General features: G+C 70.2%; 19 protein-coding genes, 2 tRNA genes and 2 pseudogenes. 18 read left to right on the forward strand and 5 right to left on the reverse strand.

Going from position 1 to position 22258, the window contains the following annotated elements:
* The first annotated feature begins 8 nt into the window (after positions 1 to 8).
* From ACGFI8_RS22900 to ACGFI8_RS22935, 8 genes are all read left to right on the forward strand, one after another.
* Entirely contained in the window at positions 9 to 1199 is a 1191-nt protein-coding gene (locus tag ACGFI8_RS22900) for an ROK family transcriptional regulator (RefSeq protein WP_392807710.1), read from the forward strand.
* Complete coding sequence (locus ACGFI8_RS22905; RefSeq protein WP_392807712.1) at positions 1196 to 2785, forward strand: sugar ABC transporter ATP-binding protein; 1590 nt, start codon at positions 1196 to 1198, stop codon at positions 2783 to 2785. The genes ACGFI8_RS22900 and ACGFI8_RS22905 overlap by 4 nt, the downstream gene beginning before the upstream one ends.
* Entirely contained in the window at positions 2782 to 3822 is a 1041-nt protein-coding gene (locus ACGFI8_RS22910; protein WP_392807714.1) for an ABC transporter permease, read from the forward strand. Before ACGFI8_RS22905 ends, ACGFI8_RS22910 begins: the two co-directional genes overlap by 4 nt.
* Positions 3823 to 3948: 126 nt before the next feature.
* Positions 3949 to 5004 (forward strand): substrate-binding domain-containing protein, encoded by a 1056-nt coding sequence (locus ACGFI8_RS22915; protein ID WP_392807716.1) that lies wholly within the window; start codon positions 3949 to 3951, stop codon positions 5002 to 5004.
* Between the two features lie 86 nt (positions 5005 to 5090).
* Positions 5091 to 6227: a Gfo/Idh/MocA family protein gene (locus ACGFI8_RS22920; RefSeq protein WP_392807828.1), complete on the forward strand. Its 1137-nt coding sequence runs from the start codon at positions 5091 to 5093 to the stop codon at positions 6225 to 6227.
* Complete coding sequence (gene xylA / locus ACGFI8_RS22925) at positions 6224 to 7402, forward strand: xylose isomerase (RefSeq protein ID WP_392807718.1); 1179 nt, start codon at positions 6224 to 6226, stop codon at positions 7400 to 7402. Before ACGFI8_RS22920 ends, xylA begins: the two co-directional genes overlap by 4 nt.
* A 222-nt stretch (positions 7403 to 7624) precedes the next feature.
* Entirely contained in the window at positions 7625 to 9163 is a 1539-nt protein-coding gene (locus ACGFI8_RS22930; RefSeq protein ID WP_392807720.1) for a ThuA domain-containing protein, read from the forward strand.
* A gap of 328 nt (positions 9164 to 9491) precedes the next feature.
* Positions 9492 to 10499 carry a sugar phosphate isomerase/epimerase family protein gene (locus tag ACGFI8_RS22935; RefSeq protein ID WP_392807722.1) on the forward strand — a complete coding sequence of 336 codons (1008 nt, stop codon included), beginning with the start codon at positions 9492 to 9494 and terminating at the stop codon, positions 10497 to 10499.
* Positions 10500 to 10684: 185 nt separating this feature from the next.
* Here ACGFI8_RS22935 and ACGFI8_RS22940 read toward each other — a convergent pair whose 3' ends face one another.
* Positions 10685 to 11080, reverse strand: a complete 396-nt coding sequence (locus tag ACGFI8_RS22940) for a hypothetical protein (protein WP_392807724.1) — start codon at positions 11078 to 11080, stop codon at positions 10685 to 10687.
* 162 nt (positions 11081 to 11242) lie between these two features.
* On the opposite strand from ACGFI8_RS22940, the gene ACGFI8_RS22945 reads away from it, so the two are divergent.
* The 4 genes from ACGFI8_RS22945 (at position 11243) to ACGFI8_RS22960 (ending at position 12479) form a co-directional block, all read left to right on the forward strand.
* Positions 11243 to 11315 (forward strand) — tRNA-Asn (locus tag ACGFI8_RS22945).
* 90 nt (positions 11316 to 11405) lie between these two features.
* Positions 11406 to 11479: transfer RNA gene (locus ACGFI8_RS22950), tRNA-Ile, on the forward strand.
* 443 nt (positions 11480 to 11922) lie between these two features.
* On the forward strand, positions 11923 to 12111 hold the full coding sequence (locus tag ACGFI8_RS22955; RefSeq protein WP_392807725.1) for a hypothetical protein: 189 nt from the start codon (positions 11923 to 11925) through the stop codon (positions 12109 to 12111).
* Between the two features lie 68 nt (positions 12112 to 12179).
* Positions 12180 to 12479, forward strand: a complete 300-nt coding sequence (locus ACGFI8_RS22960) for a hypothetical protein (RefSeq protein ID WP_392807727.1) — start codon at positions 12180 to 12182, stop codon at positions 12477 to 12479.
* A 50-nt stretch (positions 12480 to 12529) separates the two neighbouring features.
* Here the strand turns inward: ACGFI8_RS22960 and ACGFI8_RS22965 are convergent, their stop codons facing one another.
* Positions 12530 to 13972 carry a hypothetical protein gene (locus ACGFI8_RS22965; protein ID WP_392807729.1) on the reverse strand — a complete coding sequence of 481 codons (1443 nt, stop codon included), beginning with the start codon at positions 13970 to 13972 and terminating at the stop codon, positions 12530 to 12532.
* Between the two features lie 223 nt (positions 13973 to 14195).
* On the opposite strand from ACGFI8_RS22965, the pseudogene ACGFI8_RS22970 reads away from it, so the two are divergent.
* The 6 genes and pseudogenes from ACGFI8_RS22970 to ACGFI8_RS22995 all read left to right on the forward strand — a co-directional run.
* Positions 14196 to 14342, forward strand: a pseudogene (locus tag ACGFI8_RS22970) (sigma factor); the annotation flags it as partial.
* A 211-nt stretch (positions 14343 to 14553) separates the two neighbouring features.
* Positions 14554 to 14691 carry a sigma factor-like helix-turn-helix DNA-binding protein gene (locus ACGFI8_RS22975; RefSeq protein WP_392807830.1) on the forward strand — a complete coding sequence of 46 codons (138 nt, stop codon included), beginning with the start codon at positions 14554 to 14556 and terminating at the stop codon, positions 14689 to 14691.
* Positions 14692 to 15801: 1110 nt separating this feature from the next.
* On the forward strand, positions 15802 to 16326 hold the full coding sequence (gene pyrE, locus ACGFI8_RS22980; RefSeq protein ID WP_392807730.1) for an orotate phosphoribosyltransferase: 525 nt from the start codon (positions 15802 to 15804) through the stop codon (positions 16324 to 16326).
* A 64-nt stretch (positions 16327 to 16390) separates the two neighbouring features.
* Positions 16391 to 16783 (forward strand): hypothetical protein, encoded by a 393-nt coding sequence (locus ACGFI8_RS22985; RefSeq protein ID WP_392807732.1) that lies wholly within the window; start codon positions 16391 to 16393, stop codon positions 16781 to 16783.
* Positions 16780 to 17310, forward strand: a complete 531-nt coding sequence (locus tag ACGFI8_RS22990; RefSeq protein ID WP_392807734.1) for a DUF6036 family nucleotidyltransferase — start codon at positions 16780 to 16782, stop codon at positions 17308 to 17310. The genes ACGFI8_RS22985 and ACGFI8_RS22990 overlap by 4 nt, the downstream gene beginning before the upstream one ends.
* A 213-nt stretch (positions 17311 to 17523) precedes the next feature.
* Positions 17524 to 18696, forward strand: a pseudogene (locus ACGFI8_RS22995) (erythromycin esterase family protein).
* A gap of 105 nt (positions 18697 to 18801) precedes the next feature.
* Here ACGFI8_RS22995 and ACGFI8_RS23000 read toward each other — a convergent pair.
* From ACGFI8_RS23000 to ACGFI8_RS23010, 3 genes are all read right to left on the reverse strand, one after another.
* Positions 18802 to 19434: a hypothetical protein gene (locus ACGFI8_RS23000; RefSeq protein ID WP_392807735.1), complete on the reverse strand. Its 633-nt coding sequence runs from the start codon at positions 19432 to 19434 to the stop codon at positions 18802 to 18804.
* Positions 19435 to 19661: 227 nt separating this feature from the next.
* Positions 19662 to 21326 (reverse strand): cellulose binding domain-containing protein, encoded by a 1665-nt coding sequence (locus tag ACGFI8_RS23005; RefSeq protein ID WP_392807736.1) that lies wholly within the window; start codon positions 21324 to 21326, stop codon positions 19662 to 19664.
* Between the two features lie 251 nt (positions 21327 to 21577).
* Positions 21578 to 22255: a macro domain-containing protein gene (locus ACGFI8_RS23010; protein ID WP_392807738.1), complete on the reverse strand. Its 678-nt coding sequence runs from the start codon at positions 22253 to 22255 to the stop codon at positions 21578 to 21580.
* Positions 22256 to 22258 lie beyond the last annotated feature (3 nt).

The raw sequence follows: 22258 nt of genomic DNA on the forward strand, positions 1-22258 counted from the left end.
GTGCTCCCATGAACACGGTCAGTGCCATCGACAATCCGGTTCAGTCGCGCCTGCTCCGCCTGTTGCGGGACACCGGTGCGTTGTCGCGTGCGGAGCTGGCCGACCGTCTCGAGGTGCCGCGGCCCCGGCTGCTGGCGGACCTGGACGCGCTGGTCGCGACCGGGCTGATCCGCGAGGCGGGGCCGGCCGCGAGCCGCGGCGGGCGGCGTTCGACGCTGGTCGAGCTCAACCCGGGGCTGCGCTTCGCCGCGGTCGACCTGGGCGCCAGCTCGATCGACGTGGAGATCACCGATGGCCGGCTGGAGCCGATCGCCGCCTACGGGGAGCCGGCCGACATCCGCTCGGGACCGAAGGTGATCCTGCAGCGGGTCAACGAGATCCTGCACAAGTTCAGGGCGGAGGGCGCCTACGAGCGCCTCAACGCCATCGGCATCGGCGTGCCCGGCCCGGTCAGCTTCCGCGACGGGGTGCCGGTCTCGCCGCCGATCATGCCCGGCTGGGACCGGTTCCCGGTGCGGGAGGCGCTCGGGCGCGAGCACAACTGCCCGGTCGTCGTCGACAACGACGTCAACATCATGAGCATCGGCGAGCGCTACGGGGGCGTTGCTCACTCGGTCGACAACCTGCTCTTCCTCAAGGTCGGCACGGGCATCGGCTGCGGCATCTACCTCAACGGCGAGGTCTACCGGGGCACCGACGGATGCGCCGGCGACATCGGCCACATCCAGGTCGACAGCCACGGGCCGGTCTGCTCGTGCGGCAACGTCGGCTGCCTGGAGGCGCTCTTCGGCGGCGGCGCGCTCGCCCGCGACGCGACCGCCGCGGCCCGCAGCGGCGCATCCCCGGCGCTCGCGGACCGCCTCGCCGCCAACGGCACGGTGACCGCGAAGGACGTCGCCGACGGCGCGGCCGAGGGCGACGTCACCTGCATCCGGCTCATCCGCGACGGCGGGCGGCGCGTCGGCGGGGTGCTCGCCGGCCTGGTCAGCTTCATCAACCCGTCGATGATCGTGATCGGCGGCGGCCTGGCCGGCCTCGGGCACATCCTGCTCGCCGAGATCCGCAGCGTGGTGTACCGGCGCTCGCTGCCCCTTGCGACCGGCAACCTGCCGGTCGTCCTGTCCGAGCTCGGCCCTCGCGCCGGCGTCGTGGGCGCCGCGGTGCTGGCCAGCGAACTCGCATATGGACGGCCATCATGACAGAACCACCGGCACAGACCCCCGAAGACTCCCCGGCGGACGTGGTCCTCCGGCTCACCGATGTGGTCAAGACGTTCCCCGGCGTCCGCGCGCTCGACGGCGTCCAGCTCGAGGTGCGCGCGGGCGAGGTGCACTGCCTGCTCGGTCAGAACGGCGCGGGCAAGTCGACGCTGATCAAGGTCCTCTCCGGCGCGCACACCCCGGACTCGGGGGAGATCCTGTGGCAGGGCGAGCCGGCCGCCTTCGGCAGCCCGCAGGCGGCCATGAAGGCCGGCATCGCCACCATCTACCAGGAGCTCGACCTGGTCGACGGGCTCAGCGTGGCCGAGAACATGTACCTCGGCCACGAGCCCAACACCGGCGGCTTCGTGGCCCGGCGGGCGATGCGCCGCGGCGCGGCCGCGATCCTGCTGCGCCTCGGCCACCCCGAGATCCCGGTCGGCCGCGAGGTCGGCAAGCTGCCCGCGGCGGCGAAGCAGATCGTCAGCATGGGCCGGGCGCTGTCGCGCGAGGCGCGGCTGCTCATCATGGACGAGCCGAGCGCCGTGCTGGCCCACGACGAGGTGCAGAACCTGTTCCGCGTCGTGCGCGGCCTTACCGCGCAGGGCATCGCGGTCATCTACATCTCCCACCGCCTCGACGAGATCCGCGAGATCGGCGACCGGGTGACGGTGCTCAAGGACGGCCGCACCACCGCCGCGAACCTCGACGCGAAGACCACCCCCAACCGCGAGCTGGTGAGCCGGATGACCGGCCGCACCATCGAGTACGTCTTCCCCGAGCGGCCCGCCGCGCGCACGTTCGAGGGCGAGCCGCTGCTGCGGGTCGAGGGGCTGACGCTGCCGGGGCGCTTCGCGGACGTGTCGCTCAACGTGCACGGCGGCGAGATCGTCGGCATCACCGGCCTGGTCGGCTCCGGCCGCTCCGAGGTGCTCGAGAGCATCTACGGCGCCCGCCGCCCGAGTGCCGGCACGGTCGAGCTCGGCGGCCGGCGGCTGCGCCGCGGCAGCGTCAACGCCGCCGTGCGGGCAGGCATCGGCATGGCGCCGGAGGAGCGCAAGAGCCAGGCGCTGCTGCTCGCCGAGCCGATTTACCGCAACGTGACCCTGGCCGGCTTCGCCCGCTACGCCCGTATCGGCTTCACCGACGCCGGGCGCGAGCGCGAGGCGGCCGAGGAGATCACGCGAGGCCTGGACCTGCGCCCCGCCGATGTACGCCGCCCGGTGCGCACGCTGTCCGGCGGCAACCAGCAGAAGGTCGTCGTCGGGCGCTGGCTGCTGGGCGACACGAAGCTGCTGCTGCTCGACGAGCCGACCCGCGGCGTCGACGTGGGCGCGCGCGCCGAGCTGTATCAGGTCATCCGCAGGCTCGCCGACGAGGGCGTCGGCGTGCTGCTCGTGTCCAGCGAGGTGCCCGAGGTGCTCGGCCTCTCCGACCGCGTGCTCGTCATGCGGGAGGGCCGGGTCGTGCGCGAGGCGCCCGCCGAAGAACTTGACGAAGACACCGTGCTCGACCTCGTGATGGCCGGCTCGCTGCTCGACGGGGCCGGCCTCTCGAGCGATGCCGTTGAAGGGACCGCAGCATGAGCACCGCTACCGAACCGGTGGACGTTCACGACCCGCCCCGCGTCACCGCCCAGAGCTGGTGGCAGCGCGACGGCGCGGAGAACGCCAAGCGCAACCTCGCCCTGATGGGCGTGATCGCGGTGCTGCTGATCATCGGTATGGTCACCGCACCAGACATCTTCCTCGACGGCAAGAACCTCTGGAACAACGAGCTGACGGTGCTCACCCAGGCCTCCAGCATCGGGGTGCTGACCGTCGGCATGACCTTCGTGATGATCAGCGGCGGCATCGACCTGTCGGTCGGCGCGCTGCTGGCCCTCGCGAGCGTCTGGTGCACCACGGTCGCCACCCAGAGCTACGGCGCCGGCGCCATGATCTTCGCCGCGCTCGTCGTCGGCGCCGTCGCCGGCCTGGTCAACGGCTCGCTGATCGCCTACGGCAAGCTGGTGCCGTTCATCGCGACGCTCGCGATGATGCTGTCGGCCCGCGGCCTCGCGCAGAGCATCTCGGGCTCGCACACGCAGATCAACCGCGATGCGTTCATCAACGGCTTCGCCCTCAACAAGGTGGCCGGCATCCCGATTGTGGTGCTCATCTTCCTGGCCGTCGTCGCGGTCGGCTGGGTGCTGCTCAACCGCACCACGTTCGGCCGGCGCACGATCGCCATCGGCGGCAACGCCGAGGCGGCCCGCCTGGCCGGCATCAACGTGCGGCTGCAGACCGTAGCCCTCTACGCGCTGTCCGGCCTGTGCTGCGGCATCGCGGCGCTGATCGTGGTCTCGCAGGCCCAGTCCGGCAGCAACACCCACGGCGACCTCTACGAGCTCAACGCAATCGCCGCGGCGATCATCGGCGGCACCGCACTCACCGGCGGCCGCGGCACCATCATCGGCTCGCTGCTCGGCGTGCTGATCTTCACCCAGATCACCAACCTGTTCATCATCAACAACCTGCAGCTCGACCTGCAGCGGATCATCAACGGCGGCATCATCGTCGTCGCCGTGCTCATCCAGCAGTTCCGGGTCACGTCGTTCTGGCGCAAACCCGCATCCTCATAGCTCGATAACTTCCGATCTGCGCTGACGCCGCCGTCCACGCCGGGACGGTAGCGCTGATCGGTGCACCCAAAAGCTCATGAGGTACACCCCGAAACCCAAAATCCCACAGACGACCTGGAGGTCGTGATGAGCGCAACCTCGCCCGACATGTCTCGTCGCCGGCTCCTGCTCGGCGGAGCGGCGATCGGCGCCGGCGCCCTGCTGGCCGGCTGCACGTCGAACGAGACCAAGGACAACCCACCGCCCGCGAACGTCAAGGAGGGCAACGCCGCCAGCGAGGCCCCCGGCAAGCCGGTCACCATCGGCTTCTCCGCGCCGGCCGCCGACCACGGCTGGATCGGCGCCATCACCGCCAACGCCAAGGCGCAGGCGGCGAAGTTCTCCGACGTGACCCTCAAGGCGGTCGATGCCGGTAAGGACGCGCCCGCCCAGATCGCGGCGCTGGAGACCCTCATCGCCAGCAAGCCCGACGCGATCGTGCTGCTGCCGCAGGACGGCGCACAGCTCACCGCGATCGGCAAGAAGGCGATGGACGCCGGCATCATCGTCATCAACCTCGACCGCGAGTTCTCCGACTCCGCCGCGTCGTTCTGCCTCATCAAGGGCGACAACTACGGCATGGGCGTCGCCGCCGGGCACTACGTCGGCGAGAAGCTCAAGGGCAAGACGGACGCGGTCATCGGCGAGATCCCGGGCATCGACGAACTGCAGCTGACCAAGGACCGCTCGAAGGGCTTCGCCGACACGCTGAAGACCTACGGGCTGAGCGTCAAGCACCGGGTCGCCGCCGGCTTCACCGTCCAGACCGGCCAGGCCGCCGCGGCCAACCTGCTGCAGGCCGCGCCGAAGCTCGACGCCGTCTGGAACCACGACGACGACCAGGGCGTCGGCGTGCTCGCCGCGATCCAGCAGGCCGGGCGCAGGGAGTTCTTCATGGTCGGCGGCGCCGGCTCGCGCGACGCGATGGACCACATCAAGGCCGGCGACACCGTGCTCACCTCGACGGTCACCTACCCGCCGTCGATGGCCTCGTCGGCGATCATCCTGGCCCGCCTCGCGGCGCAGGGCAAGGGCATGGGCGACCTGGTCGAGCTGCAGGTGCCGAAGCTGATCGTGCTGCAGTCCGAGACGATCACCAAGGACAACGTCGACAAGTACCTGCCGCTGGGCTTCAAGTCCTGATCAATCCCGGAACTGCCTGAACCATCGGAATCAGAGAGGAACCGCCAGTGTCCAGTCAGGGCAGCAGCGGGGAGCTGCGAGTCGGCATGGTCGGCTACGCCTTCATGGGCGCCGCGCACTCCCAGGCGTGGCGCACCGTGAACCGGGTCTTCGACCTACCGGCGCGGGCGAACATGGTCGCCGTCTGCGGTCGCGATGGGGCGAAGGTGGCGGAAGCCGCGAGCCGGCTCGGCTGGGCCGAAGCGGTGACCGACTGGCGCGAGCTGATCGCCCGGGACGACATCGACGTCATCGACGTGTGTACCCCGGGCGACAGCCACGCCGAGATCGCCATCGCCGCGCTCGAGGCGGGCAAGCACGTCCTGTGCGAGAAGCCGCTGGCCAACACGGTCGACGAGGCCCGTGCCATGGTCGCGGCCGCGGTCAAGGCCCGGACGCTGGGCGTGCGCTCGGCCTGCGGGTTCAACTATCGCCGGGTCCCGGCCGTCAGCCTCATGCACGACATGATCGCCGCCGGCCGGCTCGGCGCGATCCGCCACGTCCGCGCCGCCTATCTGCAGGACTGGATCGTCGATCCGAACTTCCCGCTGGTCTGGCGGCTGCAGCAGGAGCGGGCCGGCTCGGGCGCGCTCGGCGACATCGGCGCGCACATCATCGACCTGACCCAGTTCGTCACGGGCCAGCGCATCACCGGCGTCGCCGGGCTGACCGAGACGTTCATCAAGGAGCGACCGCTGCCGGAGGCCTCCAGCGGCCTGTCGGCGAGCGCCGGCATCGCGACCGGCGAGGTCACCGTCGACGACGCGGCGCTGTTCATCGCCCGGCTCGACGGCGGCGCGGTGGCCACGTACGAGGCGACCCGGTTCGCGACCGGCCGCAAGAACGGGCTGCGGGTCGAGATCAACGGTGAGTACGGGTCGCTGGCCTTCGACCTCGAGCGGCTCAACGAGCTCGAGTTCTACGACGCCACGCTGCCCGCGGCCGAGCAGGGCTGGAGCCGCATCCTCGTGACCGAGGGCGAGCACCCGTACTTCGGGGCCTGGTGGCCGCCGGGGCACATCATCGGGTACGAGCACTCCTTCACCCACGAGATGCGCGACTTCATCGAGGCGGTGGCGACCGGCGCCGACCCGGCGCCGTCCTTCGAGGACGCCCTGCAGGTGCAGCTCGTGCTCGACGCGGTCCAGAAGTCCGACTCCTCCTGGGTGAGCGTGGCGGCATGAATGATCCGTACGTCCCCACACCGGCTGACCGGTTCTCGTTCGGCCTGTGGACGGTGGGCTGGCAGGCTCAGGACGTCTTCGGGGCGGCGTCGCGACCGGCGCTCGACCCGGTCGAGACCGTGCACCGGCTGGCCGAGCTGGGGGCGTACGGGGTCAGCTTCCACGACGACGACCTGATCCCGTTCGGCAGCGACGAGACCGTGCGGGACAAGGTCGTCACCCGCTTCAAGGAGGCCCTGGACGGCACCGGCCTGGTCGTGTCGATGGCCACCACGAACCTGTTCGGGCACCCCATCTTCAAGGACGGCGCGTTCACCGCCAACGACCGCGCCGTACGGCGGTTCGCCCTGCAGAAGGTGCTGCGCAACATCGACCTCGCGGCCGAGCTCGGCGCGCCCACGTACGTGCTGTGGGGCGGCCGGGAGGGCGCGGAGTCCGGCGCCGGCAAGCAGATGCGCGCGGCGCTGGACCGCTACCGCGAGGCGATCAACGCGATCTGCGCCTACATCCGGGAGCGCGGCTACGACATCCGCCTGGCGATCGAGCCCAAGCCGAACGAGCCGCGCGGCGACATCCTGCTGCCGACGATCGGCCACGCGCTCGCGCTGATCTCGACCCTGGACGAGCCGTCCCGGGTCGGGCTCAACCCCGAGGTCGGGCACGAGGAGATGGCGGGGCTGAACTTCGCGCACGGCATCGCGCAGGCGCTGTGGCACGGCAAGCTGTTCCACATCGACCTCAACGGCCAGCACGGGCCGCGCTTCGACCAGGACCTTCGCTTCGGCGCCGGCAACCTGCGGGGCGCGTTCTGGACCGTCGACGTGCTGGAGAACAGCTCCGGCTACCCGACGGCGTACGCCGGGCCGCGCCACTTCGACTACAAGCCGCCCCGCACCGAGGACGCCGACGGCGTCTGGGTCACCGCGGCGGCCTGCATGCGCAACTACCTGATCCTCAAGGAGAAGGTCCACACGTTCCGCGACGACCCCGAGGTGTCCGCCGCCCTGGCGACCGCGCGGGTCGACGAGCTGTCGGTGCCGACGCTGCTGCCGGGGGAGTCCCTGGAGGCGCTGCGCGCCGAGGAGATCGACGTCGAGACGGTCGCCGCCCGGGGGATGGCGTTCGAGCGGCTCGACCAGCTGGCCATGGAGCACCTGTTGGGAATTCGTGGCTGAAACCCTCCGACTTCTCCGCCGGCGCCGGTAGCGAGGGACCATCCGCGGTTGCGCCCCGCGGGTGGAGGTACCGGTTCCGGGGGAGAGCACAACCGGAGCCTCGGCACGGCGCCAGCCAGGTGCCGGGCCGTGGCCCCGGGCAACCTACAACCGAAGAGCTGTACCGACATGACAGCGCGGCGGCGCGCGCAGACCCGACGAGTCGATCGTGAAGGAACTGTCATGACCATCCGCTCGTGGCTCGCCGCCGCTACGGTGGGCCTCCTAGCCGCCGGTGCCCTGAGCGCCGCGCCCGCCAGCGCGGCCGACGCGCCGTACAAGGTGCTGGTCTTCTCGAAGACGGCCGGCTTCCGCCACTCCTCCATCCCGAATGGCATCGCCGCCATCCAGTCGCTCGCCACCGCCAACAACTTCACCGTCACCGCCACCGAGGACGCCGCCGCGTTCACGGCCGCCAACCTTGCGCAGTACCAGACCGTGGTGTTCCTGTCGACGACCGGTGACGTGCTCAACGACGCGCAGCAGACCGCGTTCGAGGCGTACATCCGCGGCGGCGGCGGGTACGTCGGCGTGCACGCCGCGGCCGACACCGAGTACGCCTGGCCTTTCTACGGCACGCTGGTCGGCGCCTGGTTCGCCTCGCACCCGGCGATCCAGCAGGCCACGGTCAACGTCGAGGACCGCACCCACCCGGCGACGGCCCATCTCGGCGCCACCTGGGTGCGCACCGACGAGTGGTACAACTACCAGTCCAACCCGCGCGGCACCGCGCACGTGCTGACGTCGCTCAACGAGTCGTCGTACTCCGGCGGCACCATGAACGGCGACCACCCGATCACGTGGTGCAAGACCATCGACAGCGGGCGCTCCTTCTACACCGGCCTCGGCCACACCGAGGAGAGCTACGCCGACCCGAACTTCACCAGCCTGCTGCTCGGCGCGATCCGGTACACCGCCAAGCGCGTCGACGCCGACTGCTCGCCGCCCGCGCCGTCCGGCGCCTCGGTCTACCAGGGCGAGGCGTACTCCTCGACCGGCGGCGTCCAGGTCGCCGACCACGCCCCGGCCGTCGGCGGCAAGACCGCCGGATACATTGACAACAACGACTGGATCGGGTTCAACAACGTCAACCTGTCCGCGGTCAAGGGCGTCACCGTGCGCGCCTCCTCGGCCGGTGCCGGCGGCACCATCGAGTTCCGCGCCGGCTCGACCACGGGCGCGCTGCTCGGCTCGGTCGCGGTGCCCAACACCGGCGGCTGGGAGACGTTCCGCGACGTGTTCACGCCGCTCGCCTCCAACGCCGCCACCTCGCTGTACCTCGTGTTCCGCGGCAACGGCGGCTCGCTGTTCGACGTCGACCAGTTCACCCTCGTGCGCAACGCCACCATCCGGCAGGGTGAGGCGTGGTCGTCGATGAGCGGCCTGCAGGTCGCCGCGCACGGCACCGCGTCGGGCGGCCAGACCGCCGGCTTCATCGACAACAACGACTGGGCTGGGTACACCGGCGTCAATCTCGCGACGGTCGCCGGGGTGCGCGTCAAGTGGTCCTCGGCGGGGCCCGGCGGCACCGTGGAGTTTCGCGCCGGCTCTTCGACCGGCACGCTGCTCGGCACGCTCGCGTTGGCGAACACGGGCAGCTGGGACACGTTCCGGGAGGCCTCAATTCCGCTCGCCACGAATGCTTCCACCAGTTTGTACCTCGTGTTCCGCGGCGGTTCCGGATCGCTGTTCGACATCGACGAGTTCACGCTGTACGGCTGACGCCTTGCGTCGGCTGGATTGACCCTCGGTCGGCCTCGTGCCGGCCGGATTGACGGAGGTGGGGCCGAGACGCCGACCGGCCCTTCCTTCGGGCCCCGCCCGCTCGGACACATGACGCGCCGTTGCGGATTCCGGGTCGGTGACGCCGACGCCGCCCGGACTCCTTTCTCCGGCGCGGTCTGAGCGGGCGGGGAACCTCTTTTGCTTTGCTAGCAGGTCTTTTAGGATTGCCAGCGTGGGGGCGCAACCCACGTCGTTTCCGTTCCACCCGTTGTGAATCAACAGGTCTCCCTCGCGCCTGGAACCCCCTTCATCGGAGGACAGCAGCATGGCGCGTCCAATCACGCTCTTCACCGGCCAGTGGGCCGATCTCCCCTTCGAGGAGGTCTGCCGCCTCGCGTCCGAGTGGGGCTACGACGGCCTCGAGATCGCCTGCTGGGGCGACCACTTCGAGGTCGACAAGGCCGTCTCCGACGAGTCCTACGTCGACCGCAAGCTGGAGACGCTGGCGAAGTACAACCTGAAGGTCTGGACCATCTCCAACCACCTGGTCGGCCAGGCCGTCTGCGACCACCCGATCGACCAGCGGCACCAGGGCATCCTGCCGGCCCGCATCTGGGGAGACGGCGAGCCCGAGGGCGTGCGGCAGCGCGCCGCCGAGGAGATCAAGGACACCGCGCGGGCCGCGCGCAAGCTCGGCGTCGACGTGGTCGTGGGCTTCACCGGGTCGTCGATCTGGCACACGCTGGCCATGTTCCCGCCCGTACCGCCGGAAATGATCGAGGCCGGCTACCAGGACTTCGCCGACCGGTGGAACCCGATCCTCGACGTCTTCGACGAGGTCGGCGTCAAGTTCGCACACGAGGTGCACCCGAGCGAGATCGCGTACGACTACTGGACGACGCGGCGCACCCTGGACGCGATCGGCAACCGCCCGGCGTTCGGCCTCAACTGGGACCCGTCACACTTCGTGTGGCAGGAGCTCGACCCGGTGAACTTCATCTTCGACTTCGCCGACCGCATCTACCACGTGGACTGCAAGGACGCGAAGGTCCGCACCGGCGATGGCCGCCGCGGCCGGCTCGCGTCGCACCTGCCGTGGGCCGACATGCGCCGCGGCTGGGACTTCGTCTCCACCGGCCACGGCGACGTGCCGTGGGAGGACTCGTTCCGGGCCCTCAACGCGATCGGGTACAACGGCCCGATCTCGATCGAGTGGGAGGACGCCGGCATGGACCGCCTGGTCGGCGCCCCGGAGGCGCTGCAGTTCGTGCGCAGGCTGGCCTTCGACGCCCCGGCGGCCGCTTTCGACGCGGCCTTCTCGTCCTCGTCCTGACGCTCCTCTTGTCGGCGCGGCCTTCGGTTCTGTCGAGGGCCGCGCCTCCTTTTGAGCGGATATGTCTTTTGTGCGGATATGTCAGGCGCTGGCGCGCCCGACATATCCGACATTTCGGTTATGCCACTAAACGCGAAGGCCAACCCGGTTCGTCCGGGTCGGCCTCGCGCACGTTCGGTCGCAACCTAGAAGCTGGTGCCCGTCGACGGCGTCGTGGGCGCGCCGCTCGTCGCCATATCCCGCTCGATCGCGGACGGCTGCGACGTGTGCAGCAGGCGCTGCCCGAGGTCCGTTTCGGCGAAGCGGCTGTTCGCCAGCCTGTCGGTCACCTTGGTCTTGCCCTCGCTGTAGAGCCGCGTCGCCTGCTCCTGGACGACCCCGGCGGCCTCCTGCATCGTCGGGCTCTCCTTGATCTTCAGAGCAGTGGCCTTGAGCTCCTCATACTTCTCCCGACCGGCCCGGGCGCCGAGCACAAAGCCCGCGGCCAGACCGCCGAGGAACAGTAGCTTGCCGCGCATGGCGACGACCTCCTTCTGACGGCGCCGGGTCAGCGGTGCCAGTTGCGCCGTCTGCGTTGACATACCCGTCCATCGTCGTCCCGACACATCGATCTTGCTCCGGTTTGCCAGGATCTGGCACCCGATGGCGCGGCCTGCGCCCCACGGATGGGATACCCGCTGGCGCAGACCCCCCGAGTCATGCTGTACTCTTTCCCGGTCGCCCTCGAACAGGGGGAGATGCGATCCCGCGTAGCTCAATTGGCAGAGCAGCCGGCTGTTAACCGGCAGGTTATAGGTTCGAGTCCTATCGCGGGAGCTTTACCGGCCCTTAGGGGCCTTTTTTTCTCGCCCAAGCCCGTTTCGGGGCGGCATTCGACTTGCACGGCTCGGTAAGCTTGCGACGCTCGGGGCGGTAGCTCAGCAGGTTAGAGCTGGGGACTCATAATCCCTTGGTCGCGGGTTCGAGTCCCGCCCGCCCCACAGGCTTGGGCTCACCCTGCTCGCACGCTGGCGCGTGCTTGCCGGGAGCCTGTGGATTCCTCGCGCTCGCTTCGCTCGCTCCGGGCGGGGGGCTTCGCCACCCCGCGCCCCCCAATGCCGCACGTCGCTTCGCTTGTGCGGCACCGCTTCGCTTCGCTCGCTAACCTGTCGACAGCCTGGGCCGTCCCATTCGCGGCAGGCTCGTCGGGGTTTGCCGGCCCAGCGCGGCGGCTGCAGCGATTCGGTGGTTGCCATGGTCCTGGCTGTTTCGGCCTGCCTCGTCCTGTTTCGGTCTGCTTTGGTCGCGTTGTCCTGCTATCCACGCTGCTGCGTCGGTGGCTGCTCTGGTCGTGATGCCGGTGGGGCTTCCCAAAGGGGTCACTGGTGCGGCCCGGGCGTGGCTGGTCTGATAGCAGTTCACCTCACGAGTGGAAGAGGGACTGGTGAATTCGTTCTCGGACGCGATCGACACGTTCGACGCGATAGACAAGCTCGATGAACAGTACGACGAGATGACCATTGACCAGCAGTTGAAGCTGGCCGAGGTCAAGGCCCTGGCGTCGATTGCGCTGGCACTCTCGGCAATCCACCACGGTGGCATCAACCCCCGCTACGACCCGGACGTCGACTGACAGAGCATGGGCCGGCCGCGCGGGGCGCCTTCGACTACCGTGCGCTGGCGAGCCCCCGAAGCAGTGCCGTGGCTTCGTGCGGCATTGCTTCGGGGCCTTCCTCCGCGGAGGTCCCTTCGGCGGCGTCCGGGCGTGGAGCGGCCAGCGCCACCACCAGCTATCTGGCCGACCACCCGCACGGACGGCTGACACCGCAGCTGGCCCAGCTCTCGGCGATCCACAGCTACACCACGGTGTTCTGGTGGTGCGCCGGCATCTTCGTGGCCGGCGCCGTCAGCTGCGGTGGGCTGCTGCGCCGTGGCCCGCTGGCCCGGCCCGGAGACATCCCTGTCCGGGAGCCGTCCCAGCACGCTACGGCGGCACGATAGTGACAGGTCGCTGAACCCCCGGCCTGAGCGAACGCGCCGCGGGTGGTGCTTCAGCTACGGGTGGCGCCGATACCCATCAGGACCGCGATGCCGAGGGCACTGCGGGCGGAGTACGGCTGGCGCCACAGCCCGCCGTGGGCCGCCGCGTAAGCCTCGTCCTGCCATGGGTGCTCGTGCACCGGACGACCGGCGTTGAGATCGTGGACGAGCAGCGCGGCCATGAGCGTGTTGCTGGTCGCCGGCTCGAAGATCTCGATGCCGAATCGGTGGGCGCCGGCGAACGCGGCGGCGAGGAGGCGGTTCTTCACCACACTGCGGGTGCGGGTGGCCGGTGCGACAGCGAATGAGACCGGCATACCCGCGGCCCGGGCCTCGGCCGCCCGCCAGCGCTGCAGCCGTTTCGCGAGGGCGTAATTCGGGCCCTGCTGCGGTACCAGACTGTCATTGATCCCCGGGTAGAGGCCGGGCGGGTAGTTGCGGGTGAGCAGCCGGCCGGCGCTGAGCACCCGCAGCGGCCGCCGGAACCGCCCGATGCCGGTCGCCGCCGCGTAGCGCCGGTTCGCCTCGTCGACAGCGTCGTCGGGCACGACGAACACGTCGGTCGGGGTAGCCAGGAACGCGAGCCCGAGGTCGGGCCGGCGCTCCCGCAGGCGGACGGTGAGCGCGTCGACGGCCATCGCGACCCGGACGTTGAGTGCCCCGTCGGCGTAGACGTAGTTGCCGAGCACGAGCCGACCGTCGAGGCCCTCGATCCACTCGGTGACCCGGCCGAGATCGTGCAGCAGGTCGGCGCCCCGTTCCTCGCCGGCCACCGGCAGGTGGAGGCGGCCCGCGTGCCGCTCGGCCAGTGCGGTCAGCCGCTGCCAGATCGCCGGCCGGGGCAGGTCGACGGCGACCACGTCGGCGCCCCAGCGCAGCAGCGCCCACAGCGGGCCCATCTCCGCGCCGGCACCGAGGACGACGACGCGCCGCCCTGGCAGGGACAGCCAGCCGGGGTTCGCGGCGACGGTCCTGACCGTGTCGGCGCAGGAGCGCTCGATCGCACCGGCGGCGACCCAGTGCTCGAGCTGGCGGTCGAGTTCCTCGCCGGCGAGGTGGCGGCCACGGTACGGCACGATCAGCTCACGCTCCGGCTCCCCCCGCCCCGTTACGGTCACCGTCGCCAGCGGCGGGCCACCCGGAGTGAACGCGGCGTCGAGGGGTTCCTCGCCGCCGTCCGATGTTCCCCGGTACCGCATGCGCTCGTGCAGCGACGCGAGCCCGTCGCGGGCGATCCTCAGCGCCGCGTCGCGGGACGGCAGCCCCGCCTCGACAAGCCGCCGGAAGTGCACCAGGTAGTCATGGCGCCAGTCGGTCGACGCCTCGGCACCCCGGGCCCCGACCGGATCGACACCGCGCAGCGCGTCGGCCACCACCCCACGCCCCAGCGCCGAGGTGCTGGGCCTGCCGTTGACGCTCGGGACGACCACACCGGTCGGGTACACATTCGGCACGTCGGCCAGTCTGCCAGCCGACGGTCCGCCGGGCCCGTCGGCTCGGCTCGAGTCCGTAGCGAACACTTTTCCCGCCTTCGGCGAACTACGGGTGTGATGCAACTGTGGACGACTGGAGGAGGCGGACTTGGTCGTGGTGACGCAGCCCGGCACGGCGCAAGGGCCGGACGCTGACGCCGACCTCATCGAGCAGGCGAAACGGGCGCCCGAGCGGTTCACCGCCGTGTTCGACCGGCACTACCGGCAGATCTACGCGTACGCGGCCCGCCGCCTCGGCCCCGACCTGGCCGAGGACGTCGCGTCGGAGACGTTCCTGATCGCGTTCGACCGTCGGCACTGCTACGACAGCGCACGCGCCGACGTGCGGCCCTGGCTGTACGGCATCGCGTCCAATCTCATCGCCCGCCACGCGCGGGCCGAGACGCGCCGTTACAGGGCCCTGGCCAAGGCCGTCGGCCCGCAAGAAGCCGGCGACCACGCCGACGCCGTCGCCGGGCGGCTCGACGCGATGGCCGTGCGCGGCCGGCTCGCCGACGCGTTACGGCGGCTGCCCGAGCCCCGTCCGAGCGGTGTTGCTGCTCGTGGCGTGGGCGGGGCTCAACCAGCAGGAGGCCGCGGCGGCGCTCGACATTCCCGCCGGTACGGCCAGGTCCCGGTTGCACCGGGCGCGGCAGGAGATGCAGCAGGCGCTCGGCGCCGAGATCGAGGTGAGCGAGTGATGGACGTGATCGGCGTGTTGCGTGAGGCGTTCGGGGCCGACGAGGTCCCCGGCCAGGCAGCGGAGAACCGGGCCCGCGCGGCCCTCCACCAGCGGATGTCGTCGAAGGAGCAGCGAGTGACCAGCAAGGACCGGCACCACCGAACCCGTTTCGCGATCACGGCCGGGGTCGCCGTGGCGGCCGCCGCCGCGGTCGTCGCCGCGGTCGTGGTGACCGGAGGCGACGACCACGCGCCGGCGCCGAAGGCCGCGCCGGCGCAGAGTTCACCGGCGAAGAACGACATACCGTTCGCCCGCCCGGTCAGCGCCGCCGAGTACCTGGAGAACGCCGCCTGGACGGCCGAGCGCAGGCCGTGGACCGACCCGCGGCCTGACCAGTTCATGTACATCGAGAGGCTCGAGCTGCGCAACAAGCCGGCCTACGAGAACCAGCACCCGAACGAGCCGATCAAGCCCGGCCAGGGCGAGACCCGCAAGATCCAGGAGTGGTACAGCATCGACGGGCAGGCCAGGGCGAGCTACCGCAACGGCAAGCTCGTGGTGACGAAGCGCGGGGACGGCAACGAGTTCTGGGACCGGATCGCCTGGTCGACGATCACCTCGATGACCAGCCCGGACAAGGTGCCGGACGGCGTGCCCGGGCCCGGGTCGATGGGCATCAACCTGGACGCCTTCATCGGCCAGTACGTGGTGCCGCCGAACGTGCAAGCGGCGATCTTCCGGCACCTGGCGCAGGAGCCCGGGATGACGACCAACCCCGACGCGGTGAACATCGACGGCCGCCCGGCGGTCGGTCTCGGCCGGATCATCGAGGGCTACCTGTCGCAGGAACTGCTGTTCGACAAGCAGACCTACCAGTTCATCGGCGAGCGCCTGGTCGCGATCAAGGACCACGTGACCCACGGCGACGACGCCGACGCCGTCAGCCACCGGGGAGATGTGTACCGCCAGGTCATCTACGCAAAGATGATCATCGTCGATCGCCCCGGCGACACGCAGTAGCCACGCAGCCAGTCGTCGCCCAGGCCGAGCCCGGCCCGGGCGGCGACCTGGTGCGCGTACGTGCGCGAAGGCCGGCTCGTTGTGCCGGTCGGCATGCGACGCTGGTCGCGTGACTTCCTCGCTCGCCCGTCGCGTATATGAAGCCTGCCATCTGACCGGGTCGTTTCGCCTGCGCTCCGGGCAGATGAGTGCCGAGTACTTCGACAAGTATCTGTTCGAGGCTCAGCCGGGCCTGTTGCGTGAGGTGGCCGAGGCGATGGTCGCGCTGTTGCCGGAGTGTGACGTGTTGGCGGGGATGGAGATGGGCGGGATTCCGATCGCGACGGTGATGTCACAGCTGACCGGGTTGCCGACGGTCTTCGTCCGGAAACAGGCCAAGGAGTACGGGACGGGCAAGGCGGCTGAGGGCGGCCCGGTGAATGGCCGGCGGGTCGTGGTGATCGAGGACGTGGTCACGACCGGCGGGGCACTGCTGGCGTCGTGCCGGCAACTGCGGGCCGCTGGCGCCTCGGTCGATACGGTCGTCTGCGCCATCGATCGTGAGCAGGGCGGGCGGGAGAGTCTGGCGGCCGAGGCGCTGTGGTTGCGCGCCGCGCTCACTCGCCGCGACCTGGAGGCATCTGTGTCAGCCTGACGGCGACGAGTGCCCGTAACCGTACTCGCGGTCACCGTGCCCTGTACGTACTACCGTTAGGGATATGCGGGGTCATGGTGCGAAGTACGAACCGCTGACGGTGGCGCGGCTGGGTGCCCTGCTCGTCGGCGTCGACGAGACCCGTCGGTGGCGGCTGGTGGCAGAGTTCCTTGAGGAGTACCGCTGGGAGCCTCCGGAGCAGCGCCCCACGCTGTTGACCGACGAGCCGACCCCCACCGGCGACGCACACTGGGATGTGTTTCTGGCGGCGTTGGCAGAGCACCTTGCGACCAAGGACGGACGCGGTGCACCGGCATGGGCCGACACACGGTCGCTGCGGCGGTTCTGGTTCCCGTTCAACACCCGGGCGGCCCGGGTCGACGCGGTGGTGCACGCCCCGGCGGCTTTCCGCCGGCGCGGCGTGTACGTGTCAGCGCAGGAGCTGAACGTCGCATGAGCGCTGATGATCCACTGCTGGACCGCGCCGCGATCGAGGATGCCTTCCGCCGCCTCGGAGATCGGTTACACCGCCGAGGCGTCGTCGCTGACCTCTACATCTTCGGCGGGGCGGCCATGGCTCTAGCGTACGATGCGCGCCGGGCGACCCGGGACATCGATGCGGTGTTCCAGCCGCACGGCGTCGTACTGGACGAGGCGCGCGCGGTCGCCGACGAACTGGGCCTGCCGCACTGGTGGCTCAACGAGCAGGCGAGCGCCTACGTTGCTCCTGGTGGCGATGCGGCAGCCCCTCGCGTCTTCGACCATCCTGGCCTCCGTGTGGCGGCTGCGTCCCCGGAGCATCTCCTGGCGATGAAGGTGCTGGCCGCGCGACGTCGGGACGCCGACGACATCCGCTTCCTGGTCAAGCACCTTGGGCTGACCACCACTGATCAGATTCTCGACCTCTGTGCGGAGATCTTCCCCGACGAGGAGGTGCCGGGCCGGGCGAGGCTCGTCCTCGAGGACGTCTTCGACAACGAGTAAACCTGCCTCGGTCTTCGTTCTGGGTCTGTCCGCCGGACAGACCCGCGCCCGCGCGCCGGGTCAACCGGCCGTAGCAGTCCGCCGTTTTGAAGGTTTTGCCTCAACCTGCCGCGAATATTGCGGAAAACTTTCAACCGTTGGTTCAACGATACCGTTGAGGATATGCCTGCTGCTATCGAAGACGCCGCCCATGTCGTCGACGCCGCTACCGTCATGGGGTTGCTCCCGGCCCGGCCGCGGCTGCTTGCCCTGGGTGAGCCCACCCACGGCGAGGACGTTCTGCTCGACCTGCGAAACGAGCTCTTCCGGCAACTCGTCGAGCGGGAGCACTACCGGACGATCACGATCGAGAGCGACTGCCTGATGGGCCTGGTCGTGGACGACTACGTCACGTCGGGCACGGGCACCCTCGACGAGGTCATGGAGCGCGGCTTCAGCCACGGGTTCGGCGCGTCCGCGGCCAACCGGGAGCTGGTGCGCTGGATGCGCGCGTACAACGACGGCCGGCCCGGGTCCGAGCGGCTCCGCTTCGCCGGTTTCGACGGCCCACTAGAGATCACCGGCGCCGCGAGCCCCCGACAGGCGCTCACCGCACTCCACGCCTACCTCACCGCCTGGGTTGACGGCGACCTGCTTCCCTGCACCGCGGAAACGCTCGACCGCCTGCTCGGCGCCGACGACCGGTGGACCAATCCCGCCGCCATGATGGACCCGTCCCAGTCCGTGGGGCAGACGCCCGAGGCCGAACAGCTGCGGCTGCTCGCCGACGACCTGGTAGCCCTGCTTGACACGCAAACGCCACACCTGATCGCGGCGTCCTCGCCCGACGACTGGGACCGGGCACGCCTGTACGCGCGCACCGCCACCGGGCTGCTGCACTACCACCGGTGGATGGCCGACCCGTCGCCGGCGCGCATAGCGCGGCTGCTGGGCCAGCGGGCGTCGATGATGGCCGCCAACCTGCTCGCCATCGCCTAACGCGGCCCGGCGCTGGTGTACGCCCACAACGGGCATCTGCAGCGGGACAAGAGCAGCATGCGGATGGGCGGCCTGCCGGTGCGATGGTGGAGCGCCGGGGCGATCGTCAGCGCCCAGTTGGGCGAGGGCTACGCCTTCCTGGCCATGGCCCTCGGCACGATCCGCCACCGCGGCGTGGACACCCCACCCCCGGACACCATCGAAGGACTCCTGTACGCGCTCCCGGAGGACCGCTACATCGTCGACGCCCGCCGACTGGCCGCGATCCTCGGCGACGTGACAACCGCTCCCCGCGTGTCCCCCTGGTTCGGCTACGCCCCGCTGGACCCGGCCCACCTGGCGAGCAATGACGGAATCGTGTTCGCCAAGGACGCCCCCGCGAGGCAAGCGTGGTGGCCGGTGGCGTGATCATCGAAGCGCTCGGCCGGCCGTGATCGCGAGGGCGACGTGGCCGGGAACCGCTGCTTCGGCGTGCGGAGAGCGGTTGCCGGCCACGTCGGCCGTTTGCGGGGGTTACCGGCCGTACGGGGTCCTGCCTGCCGAGGTGCTGATGCGTTTGGGCAACTCGTTGGCCGGGTCGGGCCATGTGTCGGCGTCGTGGGACGCCGGGGTCGTGGCGTACTTGGTGGGCTCTTCGGGTTCGGCGTCACGGTACGGAAGGGTCAGGCCGAGGCCCTCGGTGCCCAGCGGGCGGTCCGATGCCTCCGTCGGCTCGGCCGCCGCGCCGGCGGGGCGCGGCCAGCGCCGCCACCGCTGCACGCTGAAGGCCCCGACCAGCAGCAGCACGCCCAGCACCATCGTGGTGCCGGTGCGTATCGGTGCGGCCAGGTCGAGGTGCCGGCCCGCCACCCAAAGGTCGTCGCTGAACAGGCTCATCGTCCGCGACGGGGCGACCAGCAACATCGCGTAGCTCAGCGTGTAGCCGATGCCGATCACCATCGCTCCCAGCGGGGAGAGGCGGAGCGTACCGAGGACGCCCAGCAGCAGACCGGCCGCGGCGAGCAGGAGCACCGGCCGTACAAAATCGCTTGGCTGTAAAGCGGTGTCGGGGAACGCGTCGGCGGAACGGACTTGTCCGAGCGCCAGCAGGACCCAGGCCAGCGGGGCGACGACGATCGCCGCGATCAGGGTTCGAATGTGCCGCATGCCGGGCACCTACCGATTTCCGGGCGCCGGCGCGGGCCGGTCGCCTTCGGCGTGTGGCCGGGCACTGTGTTCCGGCCGGGTGTTGGTGACATTACTCAACGTCCGTCCTCCCCAGGTTTGTGTCGGTTCACGAAGACAAGGAGCGTTTGACCACCGCGTACCGTCACACATACCTGCCAGAGGGCCTGGTGCGGACGCGCGCACCAGGCCCTCTGATCCCTACGGTGCTACCTGGCAGAGCAGGCTGCCGTCATTCCGGTGCCCGTTCCCGTGGCCTGGAAGCCGAACTCGGTCCACTGGCCGGCGGCCACGGAGCCGTTGTAGCTGACGTTGGTGAACTGGACCGCGCCGGAGCTGCCGGTGGAGTTGGCGTTCCACGCGTTGGTGATGGTGGCGTCCGGCTGCAGGGTCGTGGAGACCGTCCAGCCGTTGATCGGTGACGAGCCGGCGGTGACCCGGATCGTCGCGACGAAGCCGCCCGTCCACTGGTTGATGGACACCGTCGCCGAGCAGCCGTTACCCGCCGGCGGAGTGCTGGGCGGCGTGGACGGCGGGGTCGACGGCGGAGTGCTCGGCGGGGTGCTGGGCGGGGTCGACGGCGGGGTGCTCGGCGGCGTGGACGGGCCGTCGGTCAGGGTCGGGGTCTGCCAGTCCCGCCAGTCGGCCAGGTTGCCGGCCGCGCGGCTCGAGATCCGGATCGTGCCGGGATCGTTGCCGGTCTTCAGCAGGAACTTCTTGATGTTCTTCTGCAGGGGGTCGCGCCATTCGGGCCGGTTGGCGCAATGGGTGCCGTCCTGGATGTCGGACCAGTAGGTGATGTTGTCCCCGGCGCCGAGCGCCTTGTAGACCTCGGCGCCGCCCAGGGCCGCCACGCTCGCGGACTTCGGGCCCAGGTTGACGATGTGCGGGTTGTCCATGATGAACAGGCCCCGCGGCGCGACCATGGCCACCGTTTCGTGCGTGTCCACCGGCAGTTTCGTGGGGCTGCCCGTGAAGGAGCCGAATGCGTCGCCGAGCCACGGCTGTTCGGTGTACGCGCTGCTCAGGCTCTGCGCGCCCTCCCCGGGAATCCCGCGGAAGATGGGAACGCCGGCGCTGCCGGACTCGATCGGCATGGTCAGGGCGATGCGCTGGTCGAACGCGCCGACCACGAAGGCGCCCTTGCCGAACCGGGAGCATCCCGTGACGCCGGTCGCGTCCGCCTTGAGAATGCTGCCGCCCGACTGCTCGATGACGTCGATGATCCGGCTGACGCCCCAGGCCCAGGCCATGAGCAGCCCTGTGCTGCTCGTCGAGCCGTAGATGCTGTAGAACGCGCCCTGCTTGTTGGTGCGTGGCGTGCCCTCTTTGCCGACCGCGTACGGGTCGTAGTTGATGACGGCGGCGCCCGCGGCCTTGATCGTGGCCGTGTCCGCGCCGAACCCGCCCAGGACGACGACGGCCGGGAAGGGGCCGGTGCCGCTCGGCAGGTCGACGCTCGCCGAGAAGCTCGAGCTCTTGCCGTTGTGCGTCACGTTCACCGTGATGCCGGTCCTCGAGACCGTGCCCGTGACGCTCTGCGGCTTTCCGGGCTTCTCGCCGTACACGTACTTCTCCGCCTGCTTCTTGACCTCTTCCCGCCGGCAGCGCCAGTCGGACTTGGCGGCGATGCGCGTGCCGTCGATCTTCTTGAAGGGATCGGGAAGCTTGGCGTTGGCCGGCAACGAGCCGGCGTCGGGCAGGCCGGGCACCGCGCAGTCGGCACCCTCGTCCTCGACGCCGGCGGTGACGGCGGCCTCCGCCGTCGAGCTTCTCGTCAGTACCGTGACCGCTCCAACGCCCGCGAACGTCGCCGCGACCGCTAGCGCGACGACCGTCAAACGGATCGTTGAGCGGCCCGAGCTGATGGTCACCTGGGCTCTCCTTCCGGAAGGATGACAGAAAGTTCCGGTTGGGGCGGGCCGGAAGCGACATCCGTGATCGGCGATCACGAATGTCGGGTTCCAGCCTTCAGGAGAGAATCGGGCAGGGTCAATGCCGCCCGGCGGCGCCGGTAATTTTCGCAGGTTGCCGCCCTGCGACCGGTGAACCTAGATGTAAGGGATCATCGGCGTCGGCCGGTGTTCCGGAAATCGCCCGGAACGTCGTCCGGGGCGCGGGGGCTCTAGCCGCGCCTGGTGCGCTGCGTCGGCGGCGCGATGCGGACCCGTTCGGTCGCCGGGCGGGTCTCGATGTCGTCGAGCTGCTCGCGGACGGTGGCGCGCAGTTCCTCGTAGTCGCTGAAGGTGCAGTCGTGGAACAGGGTGTAGCCGGCCCACATCAGGTTGGCGCACACCTGCGGGGGGACCTTGCCCGTCGCTGCGCCCATGCCGACCAGCGCCACCGACGCGATGCTGCCGGGCTCGCGGTCGTTGCGCATGTGGATGGCCTGGAACGCGGCCGCGCAGGCCAGGGCCACGTTCAGCGTCTCGCGCACGTTCTGTACGGACTGCTCCATCGTCGGCGTCGAGATCAGGAACTTCGGGTTGGCCGCCCCGGACGGTACGCACACGGCGCTCCCGATCGGCAGGGAGTCCCCGAACTCGTCGCGGATCGCGCGCTGCACGCGCAGCTGGATGCCGGCGCCGAGGTGGCGCTTGATGACGGCGTCGACGCCGCCGTCCATGCTCCCGTGGGAGTTGGTGGGGCTGACCCAGGCATCGACGTGCTGGTTGAGGATCGAGCCCTTGACGATCTCGACCTCGGGGGTGTCGGCGAACGCCGACATCCAGGCCTGTACCACCTTTGCGTTGACGTCGCTCAGCACGACCCGTAGCGGCGACTGTTCCTGCTTGACGGTCATGGG

The organism is Dactylosporangium sp. NPDC048998, assembly GCF_043197855.1.
Classification (GTDB): Bacteria; Actinomycetota; Actinomycetes; order Mycobacteriales; family Micromonosporaceae; genus Dactylosporangium.